Origin of the sequence: Lysobacter silvisoli (genome assembly GCF_003382365.1) — a bacterium.
GTDB classification, from domain to species: domain Bacteria; phylum Pseudomonadota; class Gammaproteobacteria; order Xanthomonadales; family Xanthomonadaceae; genus Lysobacter; species Lysobacter silvisoli.
Window position 1 is genome coordinate 1145039 of sequence record NZ_QTSU01000001.1, and the last position, 21439, is coordinate 1166477.

Here is a 21439-nt window from a genome sequence, read left to right on the forward strand (position 1 = left end):
CGGCCGGCATCGGACGCGACGGCACGGAACAACATTCGGTTCTTGGAGAGGGACAGCATGAAAGCAGTGGGTATTGAAGCAATGAACGTGTTCGCCGGCACGGCCTTCCTGGACGTCAGGAAGCTGGCCGAGCATCGCGGACTCGACACCACCCGGTTCGAGAACCTGCTGATGAAGGAGAAGACGGTTGCGCTGCCGTACGAAGACCCGATCACCTTCGCGGTCAACGCCGCCAAGCCCATCGTCGATGCGTTGAGTCCCGAGGAACGGGACCGCATCGAGATGGTGATCACCTGTACCGAATCGGCGTTCGATTTCGGCAAATCGATGAGCACGTACTGCCACTCGCTGCTAGGGCTGAACCGCAACTGCCGCCTGTTCGAGATCAAGAACGCCTGCTATTCCGGCGCCGCCGGCATCCAGATGGCAGTGAACTTCGTGCTGTCGCAGGCTTCGCCGGGCGCCAAGGCGCTGGTGCTCGCTACCGACATCTCACGCTTCATGGTCGAGGAGGGCGGCGACGCGCTGACCGCCGACTGGTCGTTCGCCGAGCCCAGCAACGGTTCCGGCGCGGTGGCCATGCTGATCAGCGACCAGCCGCACATCTTCCAGGTCGACGTCGGCGCCAACGGTTATTACGGCTACGAGGTCATGGACACCTGCCGGCCCACGGTCGACGGCGACGCCGGCGATTCGGACCTGTCCCTGCTGTCCTATCTGGACTGCTGCGAGAACGCCTTCCTGGAGTACAAGAAGCGCGTCCCGGACGCGGACTTCGCCGACACCTTCACTTACCTGGCCTATCACTGCCCGTTCGGCGGCATGATCAAGGGCGCGCACCGCAACATGATGCGCAAGATGGCACGGGCCAAGCCGCAGGAGATCGAGGACGACTTCCAGCGCCGCGTCACCCCGGGCATGATCCACTGCCAGCGCGTGGCCAACATCATGGGCGCGACCACGGCGCTTGCGATCGCCAGCACCATCGACCACGGCGATTTCGAAACGCCCAAGCGCATCGGCGCCTTCTCCTACGGCTCCGGCTGCTGCTCCGAGTTCTTCAGCGGCGTGGTCCGCAAGGAAGGCCAGCAGCGCTTGCGCGCAATGGGCATCCAGGCCCATCTCGACCGGCGCATCGAACTGACGATGGAAGAGTACGACCGTCTGCTGGTCGGCAGCAACGCCGTGCGGTTCGGCACCCGCAACGTCGTGCTCGATGCCGGCTTCATCTCCCGCGCCCGCAGTGCGATGGACAAGCCGGTGCTGTTCCTGAAGGAGATCAAGGAGTTCCACCGCGAATACGAGTGGGTGGGCTGATGGACGGCCGCCCTCTGGACCACGCCGAACTCACCGCGTTGCGCATGCGTTTCGACGACGACATCGCGTATCTGCAGATCCACAGGCCCGATGCGAACAACGCGATCAACGACCGCCTGATCGCCGAGTTCGGGTGGGCCCTGGATGCGTGCGAGACGCGCGCGAAGATCGTCGTGGTCGAGGGCTTGCCTGAAGTCTTCTGCTTCGGCGCGGATTTCGCCGAGCTGCAGGCCAGTTTCGACGGCGGCGGCGTGCCGCAGCAGAACCCAGGACCGCTGTACGACGTCTGGCGGCGCCTGGCGACCGGGCCATACGTGTCCATCGCCCATGTCCGCGGCAAGGCCAATGCCGGCGGCATCGGCTTCGTCGCGGCCTGCGACATCGTGCTCGCCGACTCGGCGGCGGTGTTCAGTCTCTCCGAGCTGCTGTTCGGACTGATGCCGGCCTGCGTGCTGCCGTTCCTGGTGCGGAGGATCGGCTTCGCGAGGGCCAACGCCATGACCTTGTCGACTCAGCCGGTTGCGGTACAGGTGGCGCGGGAGTGGGGGCTGGTCGACGCCTACGAGGACAACAGCGACAACCTGCTGCGCAAGCATCTGCTGCGTCTGCGCAGGCTCAACAAGACCAGCGTTGCGCGCTACAAGCGCTACATGAGCGCAATCGAAACTTCCATCGGCACGGCCGAGCCACTGGCGCTGGCCGCGAATCGCGACGTGTTCTCCGATGTCGAGAACCTGCAAAGGATATCGCGCTACGTCAAGACCGGCCAGTTTCCGTGGGAGGGAGCCGCGTGAGCGCCGAGAAAGTCGTCGACCTGCAGTTCGTCGCCCCGCAGGTCGTTCAGATCAGGATGCAGGACCGTACGAGCAAGAACACCTTTTCCGAGGCGCTCACCGAGGGGCTGATGGGCGCGTTCGCGCAGGTCGAACGCCTGCCGGACTGCAAGGTCGTGGTGCTGACCGGCTACGACAACTACTTCGCCAGCGGCGGCACCCAGGAGCAACTGATGAATCTGTCGGAGGGCCGTGGCGCGTTCACCGACAGGGCGATCTACGGCTTGCCGTTGCATTGCCCGGTGCCGGTGATCTCCGCGATGCAGGGGCACGGCATCGGCGGCGGATTCGTGCTGGGCATGTTCGCCGACCTGGTGGTGCTGGGGAGAGAGAACATCTACACCACCAACTTCATGCGTTACGGCTTCACTCCGGGCATGGGCGCGACTTTCATCCTTCCGCAAAAGCTGGGCTTGGCCCTTGCTACGGAAATGATGCTTTCGGCGAACAACTACCGGGGTGAGGAACTACAGCAGCGCGGAATTCCGTTTCCGGTGGTGCCGCGCGACCGGGTCCTGACGCATGCGCTGGAGCTGGCGCAGACGCTGGCCGAGAAGCCTCGCGTTTCGCTGGTCGCGTTCAAGGACCATCTGAGCGCGCCGCTGCGGCAGGCGCTGCCGGCCACCATCGCGCAGGAGGTCGAAATGCATGCCGTGACTTTTGCCCAACCCGAGGTGAGGGCAAAGATCGCCACGCTGTTCGGCGCATGAGCGCACAAGGCCGTTATCGCATACGAAGCTATCGACTCCCCGAATCAATGCTTACCCACAACCGAGATCGCTATGAACCTTGAAGACGTTTTCGCCATCATCGTCGGCCATACCCGGGAGGTCGTGCCTGGGCTGGACGACTATGCATTCCAGTTCACGGATTCCCTGCGCGAACTTGGCGCCAACTCGATCGACCGCTCCGAAGTCGTGATGCTGGCGCTGGAATCGCTGTCGCTGAAAGCGCCGATGATCGATTTCGCCAGGGCCGAGAACATGGGCGAACTGGCAACCCTGCTGCACGCCAAGCTCTGAACCTGCGCTAAGTGAACGCGAAACGCTTCCAGGATGGACCGCTCTGAACATGCACGCCGCTGAATCCGCTCCCATCGTCGTCTCCGGAATCGGCGTTACCGCGTCGATCGGTCAAGGCCGTCGCGCGTTCGCCGATGCGCTGCTGGCCGGCGAGCACCGGTTCGCGGCGATGCGGCGCCCCGGACGGCAAAAGCCGGCCTCGGACGGTGACGTCGCCCCGGCATTCATCGGCGCGGAGATCGCCGATCTGCGCATGCCAGATGCCGTCGCCGCTGCGAAGCTGCGCAACTTGTCCTGGTCCGCTCAGGTAGCGCTCGCGACCCTGCAAGAAGCATGGGATGACGCCGAGCTCGATGATGTCGATCCACGCCGGATCGGCCTGATCGTCGGCGGGTCGAACTTCCAGCAGCGCGAACTGGCGCTCACTCAGGCCAAGTATCAGCACCAGCCCGAGTTCCTGCGTCCGACCCACGCGATGACGTTCATGGACACCGATCTGTGCGGCGTGTGCAGCGAAACCTTCGGCATCCGCGGCCTGGCCATCACCGTCGGTGGCGCGTCCGCAAGCGGGCAGCTGGCAGCGATACAGGCGATCGAAGCCGTGCGTTCCGGCCAGGTCGATGTCTGCATAGCGCTGGGCGCACTGATGGATCTTTCGTACTTCGAATGCCAGGCGTTCCGTTCCCTGGGCGCGATGGGATCGGACCGCTACGCCCACCAGCCCGAGTTGGCCTGCAGGCCGTTCGACCGCGACCGCGATGGCTTCATCTTCGGCGAAGCCTGCGGAGCGATCGTCGTGCGCCGCGCCGCCGACGCGACGCGCACGCCTTATGCCGAACTCAAGGGCTGGGCGATGGCCTGGGACGCCAACCGCAACCCCAATCCCTCGCTCGAAGGCGAAACCGCCGTGATTCGTGGCGCATTGGCGAGGGCAGGGCTCTCCGCGGATGCGATCGACTATGTCAATCCGCACGGCACCGCATCGGTGGTCGGCGACGAGACCGAGCTGGCCGCGCTGCGCGCCTGTGGCCTGGATCGCGCCCACCTCAATTCGACCAAATCGCTGGTGGGGCATGGGCTTAGCGCGGCCGGCATGGTCGAACTGATCGCCGTGATGCTGCAGATGCAGGCGGGGCGCCTGCATCCGTCGCGCAATCTGGACAGCCCCATCGATGCGGGGTTCCGCTGGGTGGGGGCGACCGCCATCGATCACGTCGTCGAGCGCGCGCTCAACATGAGCATGGGCTTCGGCGGCATCAACACGGCGATCTGCCTGCAGCGCAGCTGATCGACCACACATTCTTACGTACGTTCGTTCAAGGAGGATTCGATGAAGACCTACATGTTTCCCGGGCAGGGATCGCAGGCGCGCGGCATGGGCGGGGACCTGTTCGATGCGTTTCCGGAGCTGACCGCGAAGGCCGATGAGGTGCTCGGATACTCCATCAAGGAACTGTGTCTGGAGGATCCCCGACGCGAACTGGGCAAGACCCAGTTCACCCAGCCGGCGTTGTATGTGGTCAACGCGCTGTCCTATTACAAGCGGATCCAGGACACGGGCGAGATCCCCGATTACCTCGCCGGCCACAGCCTGGGCGAGTTCAACGCGCTGCTTGCGGCCGAGTGCTTCGACTTCGAGACCGGACTGAAGCTGGTCAAGAAGCGTGGCGAGTTGATGAGCGAAGCCGATCAGGGTGCGATGGCCGCCATCGTCAACGCCTCCCGCGACCAGATCGAAGCTTTGCTCAGGGAAAAAGGCCTGGCAAACGTCGATATCGCCAACTACAACACGCCGCTGCAGATCGTCATCTCCGGCCCCACCGCCGACATCGCCGCTTGCCAGGACATCTTCCAGTTCGACCGGGTGATGTACGTTCCGCTCAATACCAGCGGCGCGTTCCATTCGCGTCTGATGCTCCCTGCAAAGCGGAAGTTCGAGGCCTTTCTAAAGAAGCGCAAGTTCTCGAAGCCGAAGATTCCGGTGATCGCGAACCTGACGGCGCAGCCGTACCCGGACGCGGCCGTGGTCGAGTACCTGTCGAAGCAGATCTCCAGCACGGTGCTGTGGAGCGACACGATCCACCATCTCATGTCGCTGTCGGATGCGATGGAGTTCGTCGAGATCGGCCACGGCGACGTGCTCGCGAAGATGATCCTGAAGATCAAGCAGATCGCCGCGAAATCTGCCGCGGAGCAGGCGCCGCCCCCGGCACCGGTGGAGAAGAAATCGGAAACTCCGAACCCGGCGGCTGTCGTTTCGGCGGCACCGAGCGCCATCGCTGCGACCGGCAGCGCACAGACCGAATCGAATAGCGGCCAGCGCGACGATCGCTTCGCGCTCGCGGAGCAGAAGGTCGCCGCGTGGAACAGTCGCCACCCCGTCGGCACCGGTGTGAAGTCGACGGTAGCCGCGCACGGGGCGCTGATCACGCGCACCCCGGCCGTGGTGCTGTTCGGCCATCGCGCGGCGGTCTACATGGAGGGCTACAACGGCTACTTCGACCTCGACGAGCTTTCGCTCGACCAAACTTCGGCCGCCTAACCGCTCATGCGCCTTCCTCTCGTCTTCATGTTCTCCGGGCAGGGCTCGCAGTACCACCAGATGGGACGCGAGCTGTACGACCGGCATCCCAGGTTCCGCCTGTGGATGGATCACTGCGACGAAATCGCCGAGCCGCTGATCGGCGGCTCGCTGTGCGACTTGCTGTACCGCAAAGGCGACAAAGGCCAGCCGTTCGACCGTCTGCTGCACACCAGTCCGGCGCTGGTGGCATTCGAATTCAGCCTGGCGCGGGTGTTGATCGAAGAGGGCGCCCGGCCGGACTACCTGCTCGGCTACAGTCTGGGCGAACTCACCGCCGCGATCATCGGCGGAGCATTGACCATCGAGCAGGGCATCGGCTTCGCTGCCGATTACGCCCGGCTGGTCGAAGCCGAAAGTCCGCCGGCGACCATGCTGGCGGTGGTCGGCGTGTCCGACGTCGAAATGCGCTATGCCGGCCTGCTCGCAGATTGCTGGGTGACCGCGCGCAACTTCGAGCGGCATCTGGTCGTGACCGGACCGGTCGATGCGATCGCGCCGCTGCGCGCGGCGCTGACCGGTGACGGCGTGGTCCATCAAGTGCTGGCGGTCAAGTACGGATTCCATACCGGCATGCATGCGGCGCTCGAAGCGCCGTTCAAGGCGCTGGCGGAGAAAGTGGACTTCGCGCCGCTGCGCACGCCGATGGTGTCGTGTCTGGACGGAAGCGTGCACGACGGCGAAAGCGATCAGAGGGAATGGTCGCAGCGTCTGTGGGCCACGTTCCGCCGGCCGGTGGAGTTCGGCGCCACGGTACGTGGCCTGCTCGATCGGGGCGATTTCCACTTCCTGGACGTAGGCCCCAGCGGCACGCTTGCGACCTTCGTCAAGTACCTGCTGCCGGTCGGGAGCGCGTCGACATTCGGCGACGTGATCAATAATTTCGGCAGGGACGAGCGCACCTATCGCGACGCGCTGCAGCGGCTGGGCTTGAGCGACGTCTCCAGCACCGCGTACCGGCAGGCTAGCGCCGCGCATTCCTCGGGGAGGGCGTCGGCTTGAGCCGATTCTTCGAACTGGGCCAGCAGGTGCTGGTGTCCCAGCCCTTCAGCAGGCTGCTGGGCACGGAGCTGTGCGAACTGTCCGAGGGCTACGCCGAGCTGTCGTTGCGGCTGCGCGAGGATTTCAAGCAAAGCTACGGCTACGTCCATGGCGGCGTCATCAGCTACCTGGCCGACAACTGCCTGACGTTCGCCGGCGCGACCGTGCTCGGCAATTGCGTGACCTCGGAGTTCAAGATCAATTACGTGATGCCGACCATCGGCGAGCTGCTGGTCGCCAAGTCCTCCGTGCTGTCCTTCGCATTGAGGCAGGCGGTATGCGAATGCAAGGTCTACGTCGTCCGCAATCAGGAGTCCATGCTGGTCGCGGCGGCGCAGGGCACGATCGTCAAGATCGAGACCGATATCAGGACGAGCGCATGAAGGCCCTCGTCTACCACGAGTACGGATCTCCCGATGTTCTGCAGCTGCGGGACGTGGAGATGCCCGTACCGCGCTCGAACGAGCTGCGCATCCGCATGCGCGCCGCGTCGCTCAACCCGGCCGATCTGTATCTGATGCGCGGAAGCCCCTACATGCTGCGGTTTAAGATCGGCCTGAAACGACCGAAGAACAACGGTGTCGGCCTGGATTTCGCCGGGGTCGTCGACGCCGTCGGCGACGGGGTTACCTCACTGCGCGTAGGCGACGAAGTCTTCGGCCAGATTTCCGACTTTTCCACCGGACGCACCCGCGCCCTGGCCGAATACCTGTGCGTGGGCGCGGCGCTCGCAGTGAAGAAGCCGCAAGGCATCGGTTTCGCCGAAATCGCCTCGATTCCGCTGGCGGGAAGCACCGCGCTGTTCGCGGTCCGCGATTACGGCCAGGTGACCTCCGGGCAGCATGTGCTGATCAACGGCGCGGGCGGCGGGGTGGGCGTGCATGCGGTGCAGCTTGCGAAGCATTTCGGCGCCACGGTCACGGCCGTGTGCAGCGAGGCCAAGCGATCGCTGATGCAGGAGATCGGCGCCGACCACGTTATCGACTACCGAAAGCAGGATTTCACCGCCGGTTCCACCCGCTACGACACGATCATCGACACGGTCAGCAGCCAATCCCTGCGTCGCTGCAGGCAGGTACTGGTGCCTCAGGGCCGGTTTGTTTGGGTGGGGGGAACCGGCAAGACCCATTGGTTTGGCCCGCTGCGCCTGGCGCTGAACGTACTGGCGATGCCGCTGTTCGACCGCAGGCATCGCTGGATTCTGGCGTCGAAGGCGCCCACCGCCGAGGACCTGGCGACGCTCGCCGGCTTGCTCGAACAGGGGGCATTCCGCCCAGTCATCGATCGGCGCTATCCGCTTGCGGATGCCGCCGATGCCATCCGTCATCTGGAGAAAGGCCATGCGTGCGGAAAGATCGTCGTCGAGATCTGACCTGAATCCGGGAGCCATCGCGGACGTGAACGGAGAGGCTGCCAAGCCACGTTTCGCGATGCGCGTTGATTTACAAGAAAGCAGCGAAATTCCAGGGTTTTTTTTGCGATTTGAGTTGTTACCTGGCGGTCGAATGACTATGATCCGAGGTGGCGCCAAAGTGACTTGGCGCTGGGGACGGAACGCAAGGAATGCTGACCAATGATGGACCATGACACCCTGCAGGAGCGCACAGAGAACTATCTGAAATCGCTGATCTGCGATTCGGCGGATACGGCGCTGGTCTTCGACGCGGAGACGCCATTCGGCGAGCTCGGCGTCAATTCTTTCCTGGTCCTGAAGATACTTAAGCGTCTGGAGCAGGACTTCGGCACGTTGCCGAAGACGCTGCTGTTCGAGAACTTCAACGTCCGGGATCTGGCCCGGTATTTCGTCAAATCGCATACGGACGTATTGATCGGCAAGTTCCCGGACGCTTTGCCGTCCGCGTCGTCGCAACAGGCGGAGCCGCGCCCATCGATTCCCACGGACGAGGTGCCCGCTCCCGCGCCAGCCGCGCCTGCGCGGGCGACGACGAGCGCGGCGAGCGAAACACGACTGCCGGCAATGGTCGCGCTCAGGCACTTGCATCGCTACCCGCAACTGGAACGGCGCCGGCACGAGATTTTCGATCGTTACAAAAACGAATCTTCGGTGTCGCGCGGCACCGCGATGATCGCGCCGCTGCTGTTCTTCGGTGACGCTCAGCACGGCTATTTCAACTGCGGCAAAGGCAGGGACATCCTGCTGGCTTACGGCTATACCGGGCCGGAAGATCAGTTCCACCCGCTCGCCGAACAGTTGTATCGGTACTGCGACGCGCATGGCCTGCAGCTCAATCTGTTCGTCGAAGATAGGCTTCCCGAGCTGTGCGGCAAGCGCTTTTCCGCGACGCCATTCGGCGTGATGCAGCGCGTGACCGACCTGGCGTCCTTCACCCTGGAAGGCCAGAAAATGCGGCGTTTGCGCTATCTGGTGTCCAAGTTCGCCAATGCCGGTGCCTGCCGTACCCAAGAGTACATCTGCGGCAGCGATGCCAAGACCGCCGAGGCGGTCGCCGCGATCATCGACCGCTGGTGCGCGACTCGCACGATGGTCAATCCGCTGATCCACATCGTCAAGGCCGAGATCCTCGCGGGCACGCTGGACCGCGAGCACCGGCTGTTCCTGACCTACGTCGACGATGTCCTGCAGAACGCGATCCTGGTGTCGCCGATGGCGGCCGGCGCCGGCTATCTGATGGATCTGGAGTTCTACGGCCCGGACATGCCGCTGGGCGGGCTGGAATTCGCCATCGTCAACATCATCCAGACGCTGCGCGACGAGGGCTGCAGCGTGTTCAGCCTCGGCGGTACTTACGGCTGCAAGCTCGCCGACTCGCCCGACGCGGACCCGGCGATCGAGAACATCCTCGAGGATCTGCGCCGCCAGGAGATCTTCAACGACGCGGGCAACCTTCAGTTCAAGAACAAATTCCGCCCCGAAAGCAAGGACATCTTCCTGTGCCGGGCCGTGGATGCGGGCAGGGCGGACAACGTTCTCGACATCATTCTGATGATCGCAGACCCGGCGATATCGGACGGCGACGAGCCGCCGGTCGACGAGGTCGTGCCTGCGCCGGCGTGCGCCACGGAAGCGAATGCGGCGCCGGCCTCGACCGCCGCCACGACGGCCACCGGCGACATCGCATCCAGCCCGCGCTGGAAGGCGCTGGAAGCGGCCGGTTTCAACCCGCTGAACATTCCCGCCGCGCAAGTCGACTTCGATCTGAAGACCGACTCCTGGGCGCAGTTGCGCCTGACCGCCATCGACAAGCAAATGGCCACCCTGTTCGCGCAGATCCAGCGGCCGATCGACGTGAACGCCGGCCTGCGCCGGGTATTTCCGTTCAAGCACTTCACCCTGGCCGAGTCCGGGCGCGCGGCCGAAGCGCTGTTCTGCCAGGCCTGGGAGACCCGGGGTAGGGTGCCGCAGAACATCCTGTTCCCCAGCACGATTTTCAATCAGATCGACAACGGCTACTCCCCGGTAGAAATGCCCGTCGCCCATGCCTTCGATCTGCAGTCCGACGCGCCTTTCAAAGGCGACCTCGATCTGTCCGCGCTGCGCGCCGAGATCGCAAGCCAAGGCGCAGAGATCGCTTATGTCTGCATCGAGCTGACCGATAACGCCACGGGCGGCGGCGCGGTGTCGCTGCCCCACCTGAAGCAGGTAAAGACCCTGCTGCAGGAGCACCGGCTGCCGCTGGTTCTCGATGCCACGCGTGTGCTCGAGAACGCACTGACCGTCATCGACCACGATCCCGAATGGCGCGGCGCCTCGCTGTGGCAGGTGGCGGAGGCCTTGCTGTCGCAGGCCGACGCGATCGTGGTCAGCCTGGCCAAGGATTTCTGCGTCGACAAGGGCGGGCTGATCGCGACCAACGATCAGGCGCTGCACGACCGGCTGCAAGCCTTGCAGCAGCGCGGCGGCAAGGCCCTGGACGTCACCGAGAAGAAGTGCATCGCGGCATCGCTGCAGAACCGCGGCTACATCGAGACCCATGTCCGCCGCCGCGTCGAGGCCGTGAAGGCACTGGGATCGCGTCTTGCGGAACGGCAATTGCCTGTCGTCCGTCCGGCGTCCGCCCATTGCGTGTTGATCGACGTCAAGCGTATTCCCGAGTTTCGCGATCTGGCCGCACCGGTGGCATCGTTCGTGGCCTGGCTCTACCTGGCTACCGGCATCCGCGCCGGCGCGCACAGCGTCGGCATGCAGCACGATACCTCGCTCAATCAACTCGTCAGGCTGGCCATTCCCGTGGGCCTAAAAGCCGACGAGGTCAATCGGCTGGGCGACCGGCTGGTGGAAGCGTTCGCCGACATCGTCAATATCCCCGACCTCAGCGCGAGCGCAGGGGTGGGCGATCTCAACGTTCGGCTCACGCTGGATGGACTGTTGTCGCCGCGCAGCGTCGTATCGGTGCCGGTGGGGGATGCGCAGGGCGCTGCTACGGTTGCAGCCGTGCACGCTTCGGCTACGCACGCCGCGCAGCCGCGTGCCGCTACCGCCGCGGCAGCCGGGCCGCAGGCCTCCGATATGTCGGTGCCGGCCGATATGGAAATCGCCATCGTCGGTATGGCCGCGCGCTTTCCGAAGGCCAGGAACGCCGAGGAGCTCTGGGAAAATCTCACCCAGGGGCGCGACTGCATCGATGAGATTCCGCAGTCGCGGTTCGAGCGCCGGCGCAACCGCGATGTGTTGGGCCGGTACCGCGGCGGCTTTCTCGACGACCTGGACCGCTTCGACTCGCTGTTCTTCAATATATCGCCGCGCGAAGCCGAGACCTTGGACCCGCAGGAGCGCCTGTTCCTGGAGGTCGCTTGGGAAGCTCTGGAAGACGCCGGCTACTACCCCGAGGCGTTCCAGAGCGAAGAGCTGGGCGCACGCCGGATCGGCGTGTACGTGGGCGCGGTGTGGGCGATGTACCAGATGGTCGGCGCCGAGGAGCGCCTGGCCGGCAACGCTGTGGTCGCCAACTCGTTCCTGTGGAGCGTCGCCAACCGCGCTTCCTACTTCATGAATTTCACCGGTCCCAGCATCGCGGTTGACACCGCGTGCTCGGCCAGCCTGACCGCGATCCATCTCGCCTGCGATGCCATCCGGCGCGGCGAATGCGCCGCCGCCCTGGTCGGCGGCGTCAACCTGGATGTGCACCAGTCCAAACAGGAAATCACCGTCGCTGGCGGTCTGCTGTCGGATGAAGGCCTATGTCGCGCCTTCGGCCGCGGCGCCAGCGGCTACGTGCCGGGCGAGGGCGTCGGCGCGCTGCTGCTCAAGCCGCTCGCCCAGGCGCGGCGCGACCGCGACAACATCTATGCGGTGATCAAGAGCTCGGCGATCAGCCACGGCGGGCGCAACAGCGGCTATGCGGTACCGAACTCGAAGGCGCAGTGCGACGTCGTCAGCATGGCGCTGCAGAAGGCCAACGTGGACGCGCGCAGCATCGGTTACATCGAAGCCCACGGCACCGGCACCGAGCTGGGCGATCCCATCGAGATCGCCGGCCTCAACCAGGCGTTCGAAAAGGACCGGGTCGCGCTGCAGACCTGCCCGATCGGTTCGATCAAGACCAACATCGGCCACCTGGAAGCGGCCGCGGGCATCGCGGGCGTGTGCAAGACCATCCTGCAGATGCGTCACCGCACCCTGGTGCCGTCGCTGCATTCGGCCCAACTCAATGAATTCATCGATTTCGCGCATTCGCCGTTCGTAGTCCAGCAGACGCTGACGCCGTGGCAGCCCAAGGAAATCGATGGCGTGCTGCAACCGCTGCGTGCGGGCATCAGCTCTTTCGGCGCTGGCGGTTCCAACGCGCATGTGATTCTCGAAGCGGTTTCGGACACCGCATTGTCCACCGGCGTTCCGGCGGAACGCGGGCTGCGCATTTTTCCGCTGTCGGCGCGTAACGAAGAGCAGCTGCGCCAGGTCGCGATGCGGCTGCAGTCCTTCGTCGAGAAGCGCCGCGACGGCGATGCCCCTCCCAGCCTCGATGAGATCGCCTTCACCCTGCAGCTGGGCCGCAAGTCCTTCGATCACCGCGTCGCCATTCTGGCGGACAGCCACGAGCGCCTGATCGGCAGGCTGCAGTCCTTCCTGGCAGGCACGCGCGACGAGCACATCCTGATCGGCCACGTGAAGAATGCGGAAGGCATCACCAAGATGCTCAACCGCAAGGAAAAGGACGCCTTCGTCGATCTGCTGGCGAAATCGCGCGATCCGATGAAGCTGGCGCAGCTGTGGATCGACGGCCTGGTGTCCGAATGGCAGGGCATGCAGATCGGTGAGCAGGGCAGGCGAATTTCGCTGCCGACGTATCCGTTCGCCGACAAGCGTCATTGGCTCGAACCCATCCAAGGCAGCGCGATCGGGCCGGCGTCGGCCGGGCAGGTGGCCGGCCTGCATCCGCTGATCGACAGCAACGAATCCACGTTCGAGCGCCAGGTGTTCCGCAAGGTATTCACCGACCGCGAGTTCTTCATCTACGACCATCTGGTGTCCGACATCCCCACGCTTCCGGGCGTGGCTTATCTCGACCTGGCGCGCAAGGCCGGCGAGATCGCCGCCGGGCGCAAGGTCCGCAGAATCAAGAACATCCTCTGGGTCAGCCCGTTGACGGTGCGCAACTCGGTTGCCAACGAGGTGCTGGTCGAACTGAAGCCCGCTGGCGACTCGGTCGTGTTCGAGGTCTTCAGCGAACGCGAGGATGGAAGGAAGCAGCTCTATTGCCAAGGGAAGCTCTTCTATGCGACGGCCCAGGACGATGCGGCGGAAGACGAGCACATCGACCTGTCCGCGATCCGCAGTCGCTGCGACAAGGTCATGGACGCCGACCGTGCCTACCCGCTGTTCAAGACCCTCGGCCTGGGCCTGGGCCCCAGCTTTCAGGCGCTCACCGAGGTCCACCGCAATCCCCAGGCCGCCTTCGAGGTGCTGGGCGCCCTGAAGATGCCGGCGCTGGACGGCACGCGCTTCGATGAGTTCGTGCTGCATCCCTCGCTGGTCGACTCCTCATTCCAGGCGGCCATGGCCGCGCGGCTCGCCGACGCCGGCGGCGAGATGTTCGTGCCGTATTCGCTGGGCGAAGTGGAGATCCTGCATCCGCTTACCCAGGTCTGCTACAGCTACGTGACCGAGGCCAGGGACGAGAAGAAGTCGTCCAACGTCTCGAAGATGAACGTGCTCATCGTCGACGAGCAGGGCAGGGTGCTGGTCAGGGTGCGCGATTCGGTCGGTGTGCCGTTGCTCGACGTGCACGAAAAGCCCGGCGCCGCGTCTGGTGCGCCGTCAACGGGCGGCGACGATGCTGCGTTCCCTACCTTGTATTACCGCCCCGAGTGGCAGCCCGCATCGCTCCCGGCTCCCGCAAGCGAGCCCTCGCGGCAGACCATCGTGTTGTTCGCACCCGATGAGCGCAGTCACGAGGCTTACCGGGCCGCGTTGGCCGCGTCAGGAGGCGACCCCGACAAGCTGATCGCGGTGCTGCCCGGCGACGGCTTCGCCCGTATCGACCCCCGTCGATATCGTATCGATGCCGGCAAGCGCGAGGACTTCGAGACGTTGCTTTCGGCGTTGCGCCAGCAATCCGATGCCGCCCTGAACCTGTGCTTCGCCTGGTCGGCGCTGCCCGACACCGAGGCCGACGGGCTGTCGGCCGAAGACCGCACGATGCGGGCGCTCGATCGCGGCGTGTACGCTTTCCTGTATCTGACCCAGGCCATCATCGCGCAGAAATGCGAGCCCGATGTCCGCCTGCAGTACCTATACTTCAGCACGCCGCTCGAAACGCAGCCGCACAATGAGGCGATCCAGGGCTTTGCGACCATTCTGCGCGCCGAGTGCCCTAAGCTCGCATGCAAGGTCGTTGAAATCGTCGGCACCGACTCGGCCGATGCCGCCGGCTTCGATACGACGTCGGTGGCCGCGATCGCGGCCGAGTTCTGCGACGATACCAAGGCCTTGGCGGTGCGCTACCGCGAAGGCGTGCGTTACCTGCGCCGTATCCACGGCTGCGAAGAACCCGTCGCTCCGGCCCGGGACGCAGCCCCGATCCGTCATGGCGGCATCTACCTCATCACCGGCGGCGCCGGCGGCTTGGGCCTGATCTTCGCCGAGCATCTGGCGAGGCAGTGCCAGGCGCGGTTGGTGCTGAGCGGCCGCGGCGCGCTCAAGCCGGAAGCCGAAGCGGCGCTCGACTCCATGCGCGCGGCCGGTGCCGAAGTGGTGTACGTGCCGGCCGACGTGTCCAAGCGCGAGGATGTCGAAAGACTGGTCCAAGTGTGCAAGGACCGCTATGGCGGGCTGCACGGCATCATCCACAGCGCCGGCGTGCTGCGCGATGCGTACTTGCGCAACAAGACGCGCGACGAAATGGCGGCCGTGTTCGCGCCCAAGATCCGAGGCTCGGTGCTGCTGGACGACGCGACGCGCGACGAACCGCTGGACTTCTTCGTGATGTTCTCGTCGCTGGCGGCGCTGGCAGGCAACGCCGGCCAGAGCGATTACTCGTACGCGAACCATTTCATGGATGCGTTCGCCGCGCAGCGCAATGCGCGCGCTCGTGCCGGGCAGCGGCACGGCAAGGCGCTCAGCCTCAACTGGTCGATCTGGGCCGAGGGCGGCATGCGGCTGGACGAGCAAACCGCGCTGTTCTTCGAGCGCAATCTCGGCATCCGGCCGCTGCGGCGCGAGGTCGGTATCCAGGCGCTGATGCTGGGCCTGCATGGCGATCTGCCGCAGCTCGCGGTGCTGCAGGGCGTGAAGGACAAGGTCGAACGCGCCTGGGGCATCGGCGCGGTCGACGCGCCCAAGGCCGCCGAGGCGGCGTCTGCGGCGGCCCCGACGGTGGTTGGGGGCGAGGACGGCGATCTGGCGATCCAGGTCCAGGGCGCGCTGTCGCAGATCGTCATGGACTTCCTGAAGATCGACGCCGATGATGTCGACCTCGACACCATCCTGCTGGACCTGGGTTTCGATTCGATCGGGCTCACCTCGTTCAGCAACATGGTCAACGACAAGTACGGCCTGGACATCACGCCGGTCTTGTTCTTCGAGTATCCGAACATCCGCGAGATCGCCAAGCATCTCGCCCAGGACCACCGCGAGAACATGCTTCGCGTGCATGCGCAGGCGGGTACGCTGTCGGCCGCGGCCAACGCCGGCTCGCCCAGCCCAGCGCTACCGGTCCGGGATCAGCCTGTGTTCGCGCCCAAGAACGCGCTTGCCGTGCCGGATGCGACGCCGCCCGCGGGCACGGGGCGCTTCTCCCCCGGCCGCCGCTTCATCGAGCGCCCGATCGCCATCGTCGGCATGAGCGGCGTGATGCCGCAGGCGGACACGCTGGACGAGTACTGGGACAAGCTGAGCAAGGCCGAGAACAACATGGTCACGCTTGTTCCGCCGGACCGCTGGGACTGGGAGGCGTACTACGGCGATCCGCTGGCGGAGAAGAACAAGACGCTGTCGAAGTGGGGCGGCTTCATGCGCGAGGTCGACAAGTTCGACCCGCTGTTCTGGGGCATCTCGCCGCGCGAAGCGGAGATGATGGATCCGCAGCAGCGGATTTTCCTGGAGAGCGTCTGGGGTGCGATCGAGGACGCCGGCCACCGGGTCTCCGACCTGGCCGGCACCAAGACCGGTCTGTTCGTCGGCGCGGCCACGCGCGACTACATCGACCTGATGGCGACGAACCAGGCCGAGCTCGACGGCTATTCCGCTTCGGGCACTTCGCACGCCATCCTCGTCAACCGCGTGTCGTTCCTGCTCAATCTTCACGGGCCCAGCGCGCCGCTGGACACCGCGTGCTCGAGTTCGCTGGTGGCCCTGCACCGCGCGATCGAGTCGATCCACACCGGCAGCTGCGACATGGCGATCGTCGGCGGGGTGCAGGTCATGCTCACCCCCGCCGGTCACATCTCGTTCGGCGCGGCCGGCATGCTGGCCGACGACGGCAAATGCAAGACCTTCGATTCGCGCGCGAACGGCTACGTCCGCGGCGAGGGCTCCGGCGCGATCCTGATCAAGCCGCTGGAGAACGCCATCGCCGACGGCGACCATATCTATGCGGTCGTCAAATCCACCGCCGAGAACCACGGCGGCAAAGTGACGATGCTGACCGCGCCGAACCCGAACGCGCAGGCCGATCTGCTGGTCGAAGCCTACGAAAAGGCCGAGATCGATCCCCGCAGCGTCGGCTATCTCGAGTGTCACGGCACCGGCACCAGCCTGGGCGATCCGATCGAGATCCAGGCCATGAAGAAGGCGTTCTCCGAGCTGTACCGCAAGCATCAGATCCCGCCGGCCGAGAAGCCGCACATCGGGCTCACCTCGGCCAAGACCAACATCGGCCATCTGGAAACCGCAGCCGGTATCGCCGGCATCCTGAAGGTGCTGCTGTCCATCAAGCACAAGCAGATTCCCGCGCTGCTGCACTTCGAGAAGCTCAATCCCTACATCAATCTCGACACCACCCCCTTCTATCCGGTGGAAAAGACCAAGGAATGGGAGCCGGCGGTCGACGGGCAAGGCCGGGTCCACCCGCGCCGCGCCGGCATCAGCTCCTTCGGCTTCGGCGGCGCCAACGTACACGTAGTGCTGGAGGAGTACCTAGCGGACGAAGCCGCTCCGCGCGCGCGTCCGAGCGGCCCGTACGCCTTCGTGCTTTCGGCCAAGAACGCAGACCGCCTGCGCGCCAATGCCGAACGGCTGCTGGCTCATCTGCGTAGCCATCCGGAAGAGGACCTCGCCGACGTGGCCTACACGCTGCAGGTGGGCCGCGACGTCATGCCCGAGCGCATGGCCCTGATCGCGGCGAGCATGCAGGAGTTGACCGAACGGCTGCAGGCCTATGTCGACGGCGATGCCGCGGCGGCCGGCGTGCGCCAGTCCAGCGTGCGCCGCAAGGCCGACATAGGCACCACCGACGCCGCAATCCTCGAGCAATGGCTGCGCGAGCGGGACCTGAACGCGCTGCTCGATGTCTGGCTCAAAGGCCAGGAGCCGGATTGGAAGGCGCTGTATGCCGGCCACGCCATGCGCCGCTGCGTGCTGCCCACCTACGCCTTCGCTCGCGAGCGGTATTGGTTCGGCATCGATCCCGAGAAGCAGAAGCCGGGCAGCCAGGCGGTGGTGCATCCGCTGCTGCACCGCAACGCATCGGAGTTCGGCCGGCAGTCGTTCGCGTCGGACACCGCGCTGCTCGCGAAATCCTTGCGCGGGACGGCGTTGCGGCCCGAGGCCGGGCTGCCCGATCTACTTCCGGTCGAGATGGTACGGCTGGCGGCGCGGGAGTCCCTGGGCGAGCGCGGGCGCAAGGCGCGCATCGAACTGCGTTCTCTGGCATGGACAACCTCCGAGCCGGACACGCAAGGCGGTACCGTCTCCGCGGACCTCTACGCGACCGGCGACGGCGAATTCGACTTCGACGTAAAGGCCGTGGGCGCGGACGGCGAGTCGATGCTGTGTCATGGCGCCGGTAGCTACGTGGCGGGCAGGGAACCGGACCGCATCGATTTGTCCCAACTGCGCACCATGTTCCGTGGCGAGGTTCAGGACGCCGCGGACTACTACGGCGCCTTGGTCGGCGCAGGCATGGTCCGCGATCGCCTGCCCGATGGCGTGGTCGCCTGCCTTCGCGGCGAGCGGCAGCAGTTGCTCCAATTCCGCTTGCCGCCGGAACCCGATGGGGCGGGCGATGCGGCCGGTGCCTTGGACGCCTACACCTTGCTCTCGCTCGCGCACCTGGCCGGTATCGACCATCTGGCCGCGGCCGGCGTACCGCCGTCGGCCACGAGCCTGATCGGCCTGGAACGCCTCGCCTTCGCTCCGGGCGTCGCCCGCGAGGGCGCGATCTGGGTTCGCGCGGCACGTGGAGGCGGCCGCGGCGTGCTCGACATCGACGCGATCGATGCCGACGGTCGCGTACTCATCAAGATCAAGGGCCTGACGATCGGCTACCCCGCCACGCCGGACGCCGAGCGTGCGCACGACGAGGAATTCGCCTCGATGCTCGAATCGCTTTACGCCACAGGGCGGTCCGTAGGGTCCGAGCACGCAGCGCAGCGCACGGCGAGCCTGGAGTTCGAGGACGCGCTGGACGCGATATTCGAGGAGGGCGCGACCTGATGGGCATCGCAAGCTTGTCGTCCAAATGGGGGCGCGATCCTGTCGCCGACTTGACACTGCCGGACCGGACAATCGGCTGATCCACCCGCGCCGCGGGTCATCGAACATGGAGCGTTGAATGCAAAACCTGGGGAAATTAATCGAGGCTTGGGCCGATCGCGCCGGCCGCACGGCCATAGTCTGCGACGGGGCGGAGCTCGACTATGCTCAGCTGCACGACAGGATTCGTCACTGGCGCGAGCAACTGCAGGAGACGGGCGTCGCTCCCGGCGCCTGCATTGCGCTGCGCGGCAAAGTCTCCGGCGACATGATCGGCCTGCTATTCGCGCTGGTCGAGAATGCGAACATCGTGGTTCCCTTCCTGTCCGCCAGCGACTTCGAAGTCGAAGACGCGCTAGCGACCGCGTGCGTCGATGGCGTTTTCGAGTTCTCCAATGACGGTAGCAGTCGCTACACGCACTGCGGTTATGGCCAGCCTCACCCGCTGCTCGACCGCCTGCGCGGCGAGCCCAAGGAAGCCGGGCTGATCCTGTTCACTTCCGGGTCGACCGGCAAGAACAAGGCCTCGGTGCATCGCTTCTCGCGACTGATCGCGCACGTCCTGCAGAAGCCCGGGACGGCCTATCGCACCCTGATCTTCCTGATGTTCGACCATATCGGTGGCATCAACACGCTGCTGCACGTGCTGTTCAACGGCGGAACCGCCGTGTTCGTCGCCGACCGCTCGGTCCCCAATGTATGTCAGGCGATCGAATCGCAACGCGTTCAGCTGCTGCCGACAACGCCGACCTTCCTCAACATGCTGCTGATCTCGGATCAGCGCCGGGACTACGACCTGTCGTCGCTGGAGTTGGTCACCTACGGCACCGAGCCGATGTCGCTGGCGACGCTCAAGGCCTTGAACCAGGCCTTGCCCGACGTGCGCTGCAAGCAGACCTACGGACTCACCGAGGTAGGAATACTGCCGACCCGATCCGAGGACGCGGGCTCGACCTGGATGAAGGTCGGCGGGGAGCACCATGAGATCCGCGTTGTCGACGGCATCCTCTGGATCCGGACCGACGCCGCGATGATCGGCTACCTCAATGCGCCATCTCCTTTCGACGAGGACGGATGGCTCAACACCGGCGACAAGGTCGAGGAACGAGACGGCTACCTGCGCATACTCGGGCGCGAGTCCGAGATCATCAATGTCGGCGGCGAAAAGGTATACCCGAGCGAGATCGAGAACCTGATCCTGCAGCTGGAGAACGTCAGCGACGTCGTCGTCAGCGGCAAGGCGAGCGCACTTACCGGCCAGTTGGTTTTCGCCACCGTGCAACTGGTTGCGCCCGAGCCCGCGGCGCAGGTCGAGCGCCGCGTCCGCGCGCATTGCCGGGAGCATCTGCCGCCGTTCAAGGTGCCGGTCGGCGTGGCGGTCAGCGAAGAAGCCATGTTCGGTGCCCGCTTCAAGAAGATTCGTCGCCCGGCGCGCACGGCGCAGAGCGATGTCGTCAATGCCGAGAGGGAGCAGGAAAGTGTCGACTGACAAGCGGGTGGTCATCATCAGCGGCGGCAGCCGCGGACTGGGGCAGGCATTGGTTCAAGACCGTCTCGACGCGGGCGATATCGTCGCCACGTTCAGCCGTTCCAGCAGCGGTTTCATCGATGAGATGCGCAGCGCCGATCCGCAAGGCGAGCGCTTCCATTGGGAGCCGATCGAGGGGACCGACCTGGACGGGGTCAGGACCTTCGGCATGAACGTCATGCGACGCTACAAGCGCATCGATGCCCTGATCAACAACGCCGGCGTCGGTCTCGAGGGCTTGCTGACCATGACCTCGGAGCGCGACATCCACCTGGCACTGACCTTGAATCTTGAGTCGGTGATCGTGCTGACGCGCACCTGCCTCAAGGCGATGATCGCGGCGCGGCACGGGAGCATCATCAACATCTCTTCGGTCAACGCCCTGCGCGGCCACAAGGGCCTGACGGTCTACAGCGCCACCAAGGCGGCCCTGCTGGGCTTCACGCGCAGTCTCGCGAGCGAAGTCGGGCCGCAGGGTGTCACCGTCAATGCGATCGCCCCCGGCTTCTTCGAAAGCGACATGGTCGGCCACCTGACCGACGCCCAGCGCGCCCGCATCATTCGCCGGACGCCGATGCGCGCCATGTGCACCACCCAGGACATCGTCGACAGCGCCCGTTTCCTGCTGTCCACGCGCGCCATCACCGGTCAGACCCTGTCGGTCGATGGCGGCTTCTCATGCTAACGCCCAGCGCCATCGCTGGCCCTTCCGTTCAACCCGATTCCAGGAACGTCATGAGCGAACACCAGAAGATCATCTACGACACTCTCCGTCGCGTAGCCGAGGAGGAGGGTCTGCAGATCGGCACGATCAGCGATTCCAGCGCGCTCATCGACATGCTCGGATTCCGCTCGCTGCATATCGCACGCATTCTGGCGATCCTGGAGATCGAGTTTTCTTACGACCCATTCGCGAGCGGCGACGTGCCGATCACCGGCCTGCGCACGGTCGGCGATCTTTGCGCCGCCTACGAGCGCTGATCGGGCAGCTCTTCTCTAGACGAT

13 protein-coding genes are annotated in these 21439 nt (G+C 65.2%); all 13 read left to right on the forward strand.

What is annotated here, in order from left to right; translation table 11 throughout:
* The first annotated feature begins 57 nt into the window (after nt 1–57).
* Nucleotides 58–1317 (forward strand): hydroxymethylglutaryl-CoA synthase family protein, encoded by a 1260-nt coding sequence (locus DX914_RS05115; RefSeq protein ID WP_115857952.1) that lies wholly within the window; start codon nt 58–60, stop codon nt 1315–1317.
* Nucleotides 1317–2111, forward strand: coding sequence for an enoyl-CoA hydratase/isomerase (locus DX914_RS05120; RefSeq protein ID WP_115857953.1), 795 nt, complete (start codon nt 1317–1319; stop codon nt 2109–2111). Before DX914_RS05115 ends, DX914_RS05120 begins: the two co-directional genes overlap by 1 nt.
* Nucleotides 2108–2860: a polyketide synthase gene (locus DX914_RS05125; RefSeq protein ID WP_115857954.1), complete on the forward strand. Its 753-nt coding sequence runs from the start codon at nt 2108–2110 to the stop codon at nt 2858–2860. The genes DX914_RS05120 and DX914_RS05125 overlap by 4 nt, the downstream gene beginning before the upstream one ends.
* Nucleotides 2861–2932: 72 nt before the next feature.
* The gene (locus DX914_RS05130; RefSeq protein ID WP_115857955.1) at nt 2933–3172 is read left to right on the forward strand and encodes an acyl carrier protein; all 240 of its coding nucleotides are present in this window, start codon (nt 2933–2935) and stop codon (nt 3170–3172) included.
* Between the two features lie 49 nt (nt 3173–3221).
* On the forward strand, nt 3222–4460 hold the full coding sequence (locus tag DX914_RS05135; protein WP_115857956.1) for a beta-ketoacyl synthase N-terminal-like domain-containing protein: 1239 nt from the start codon (nt 3222–3224) through the stop codon (nt 4458–4460).
* Nucleotides 4461–4502: 42 nt separating this feature from the next.
* Nucleotides 4503–5714: an ACP S-malonyltransferase gene (fabD, locus tag DX914_RS05140; RefSeq protein WP_115857957.1), complete on the forward strand. Its 1212-nt coding sequence runs from the start codon at nt 4503–4505 to the stop codon at nt 5712–5714.
* A gap of 6 nt (nt 5715–5720) precedes the next feature.
* On the forward strand, nt 5721–6755 hold the full coding sequence (locus DX914_RS05145) for an acyltransferase domain-containing protein (protein WP_115857958.1): 1035 nt from the start codon (nt 5721–5723) through the stop codon (nt 6753–6755).
* On the forward strand, nt 6752–7177 hold the full coding sequence (locus tag DX914_RS05150; RefSeq protein WP_115857959.1) for a PaaI family thioesterase: 426 nt from the start codon (nt 6752–6754) through the stop codon (nt 7175–7177). Before DX914_RS05145 ends, DX914_RS05150 begins: the two co-directional genes overlap by 4 nt.
* Nucleotides 7174–8166: an NAD(P)-dependent alcohol dehydrogenase gene (locus DX914_RS05155; protein ID WP_158549189.1), complete on the forward strand. Its 993-nt coding sequence runs from the start codon at nt 7174–7176 to the stop codon at nt 8164–8166. The genes DX914_RS05150 and DX914_RS05155 overlap by 4 nt, the downstream gene beginning before the upstream one ends.
* A 204-nt stretch (nt 8167–8370) precedes the next feature.
* The gene (locus DX914_RS05160) at nt 8371–18867 is read left to right on the forward strand and encodes an SDR family NAD(P)-dependent oxidoreductase (RefSeq protein ID WP_158549190.1); all 10497 of its coding nucleotides are present in this window, start codon (nt 8371–8373) and stop codon (nt 18865–18867) included.
* A 118-nt stretch (nt 18868–18985) separates the two neighbouring features.
* A complete protein-coding gene (locus DX914_RS05165) occupies nt 18986–20395 on the forward strand; it encodes a class I adenylate-forming enzyme family protein (RefSeq protein WP_115857962.1) in 1410 nt (469 codons plus the stop codon).
* A complete protein-coding gene (locus DX914_RS05170) occupies nt 20385–21119 on the forward strand; it encodes an SDR family NAD(P)-dependent oxidoreductase (protein WP_196778826.1) in 735 nt (244 codons plus the stop codon). Before DX914_RS05165 ends, DX914_RS05170 begins: the two co-directional genes overlap by 11 nt.
* A 50-nt stretch (nt 21120–21169) precedes the next feature.
* Entirely contained in the window at nt 21170–21415 is a 246-nt protein-coding gene (locus DX914_RS05175; RefSeq protein ID WP_115857964.1) for a hypothetical protein, read from the forward strand.
* Nucleotides 21416–21439: the final 24 nt, after the last annotated feature.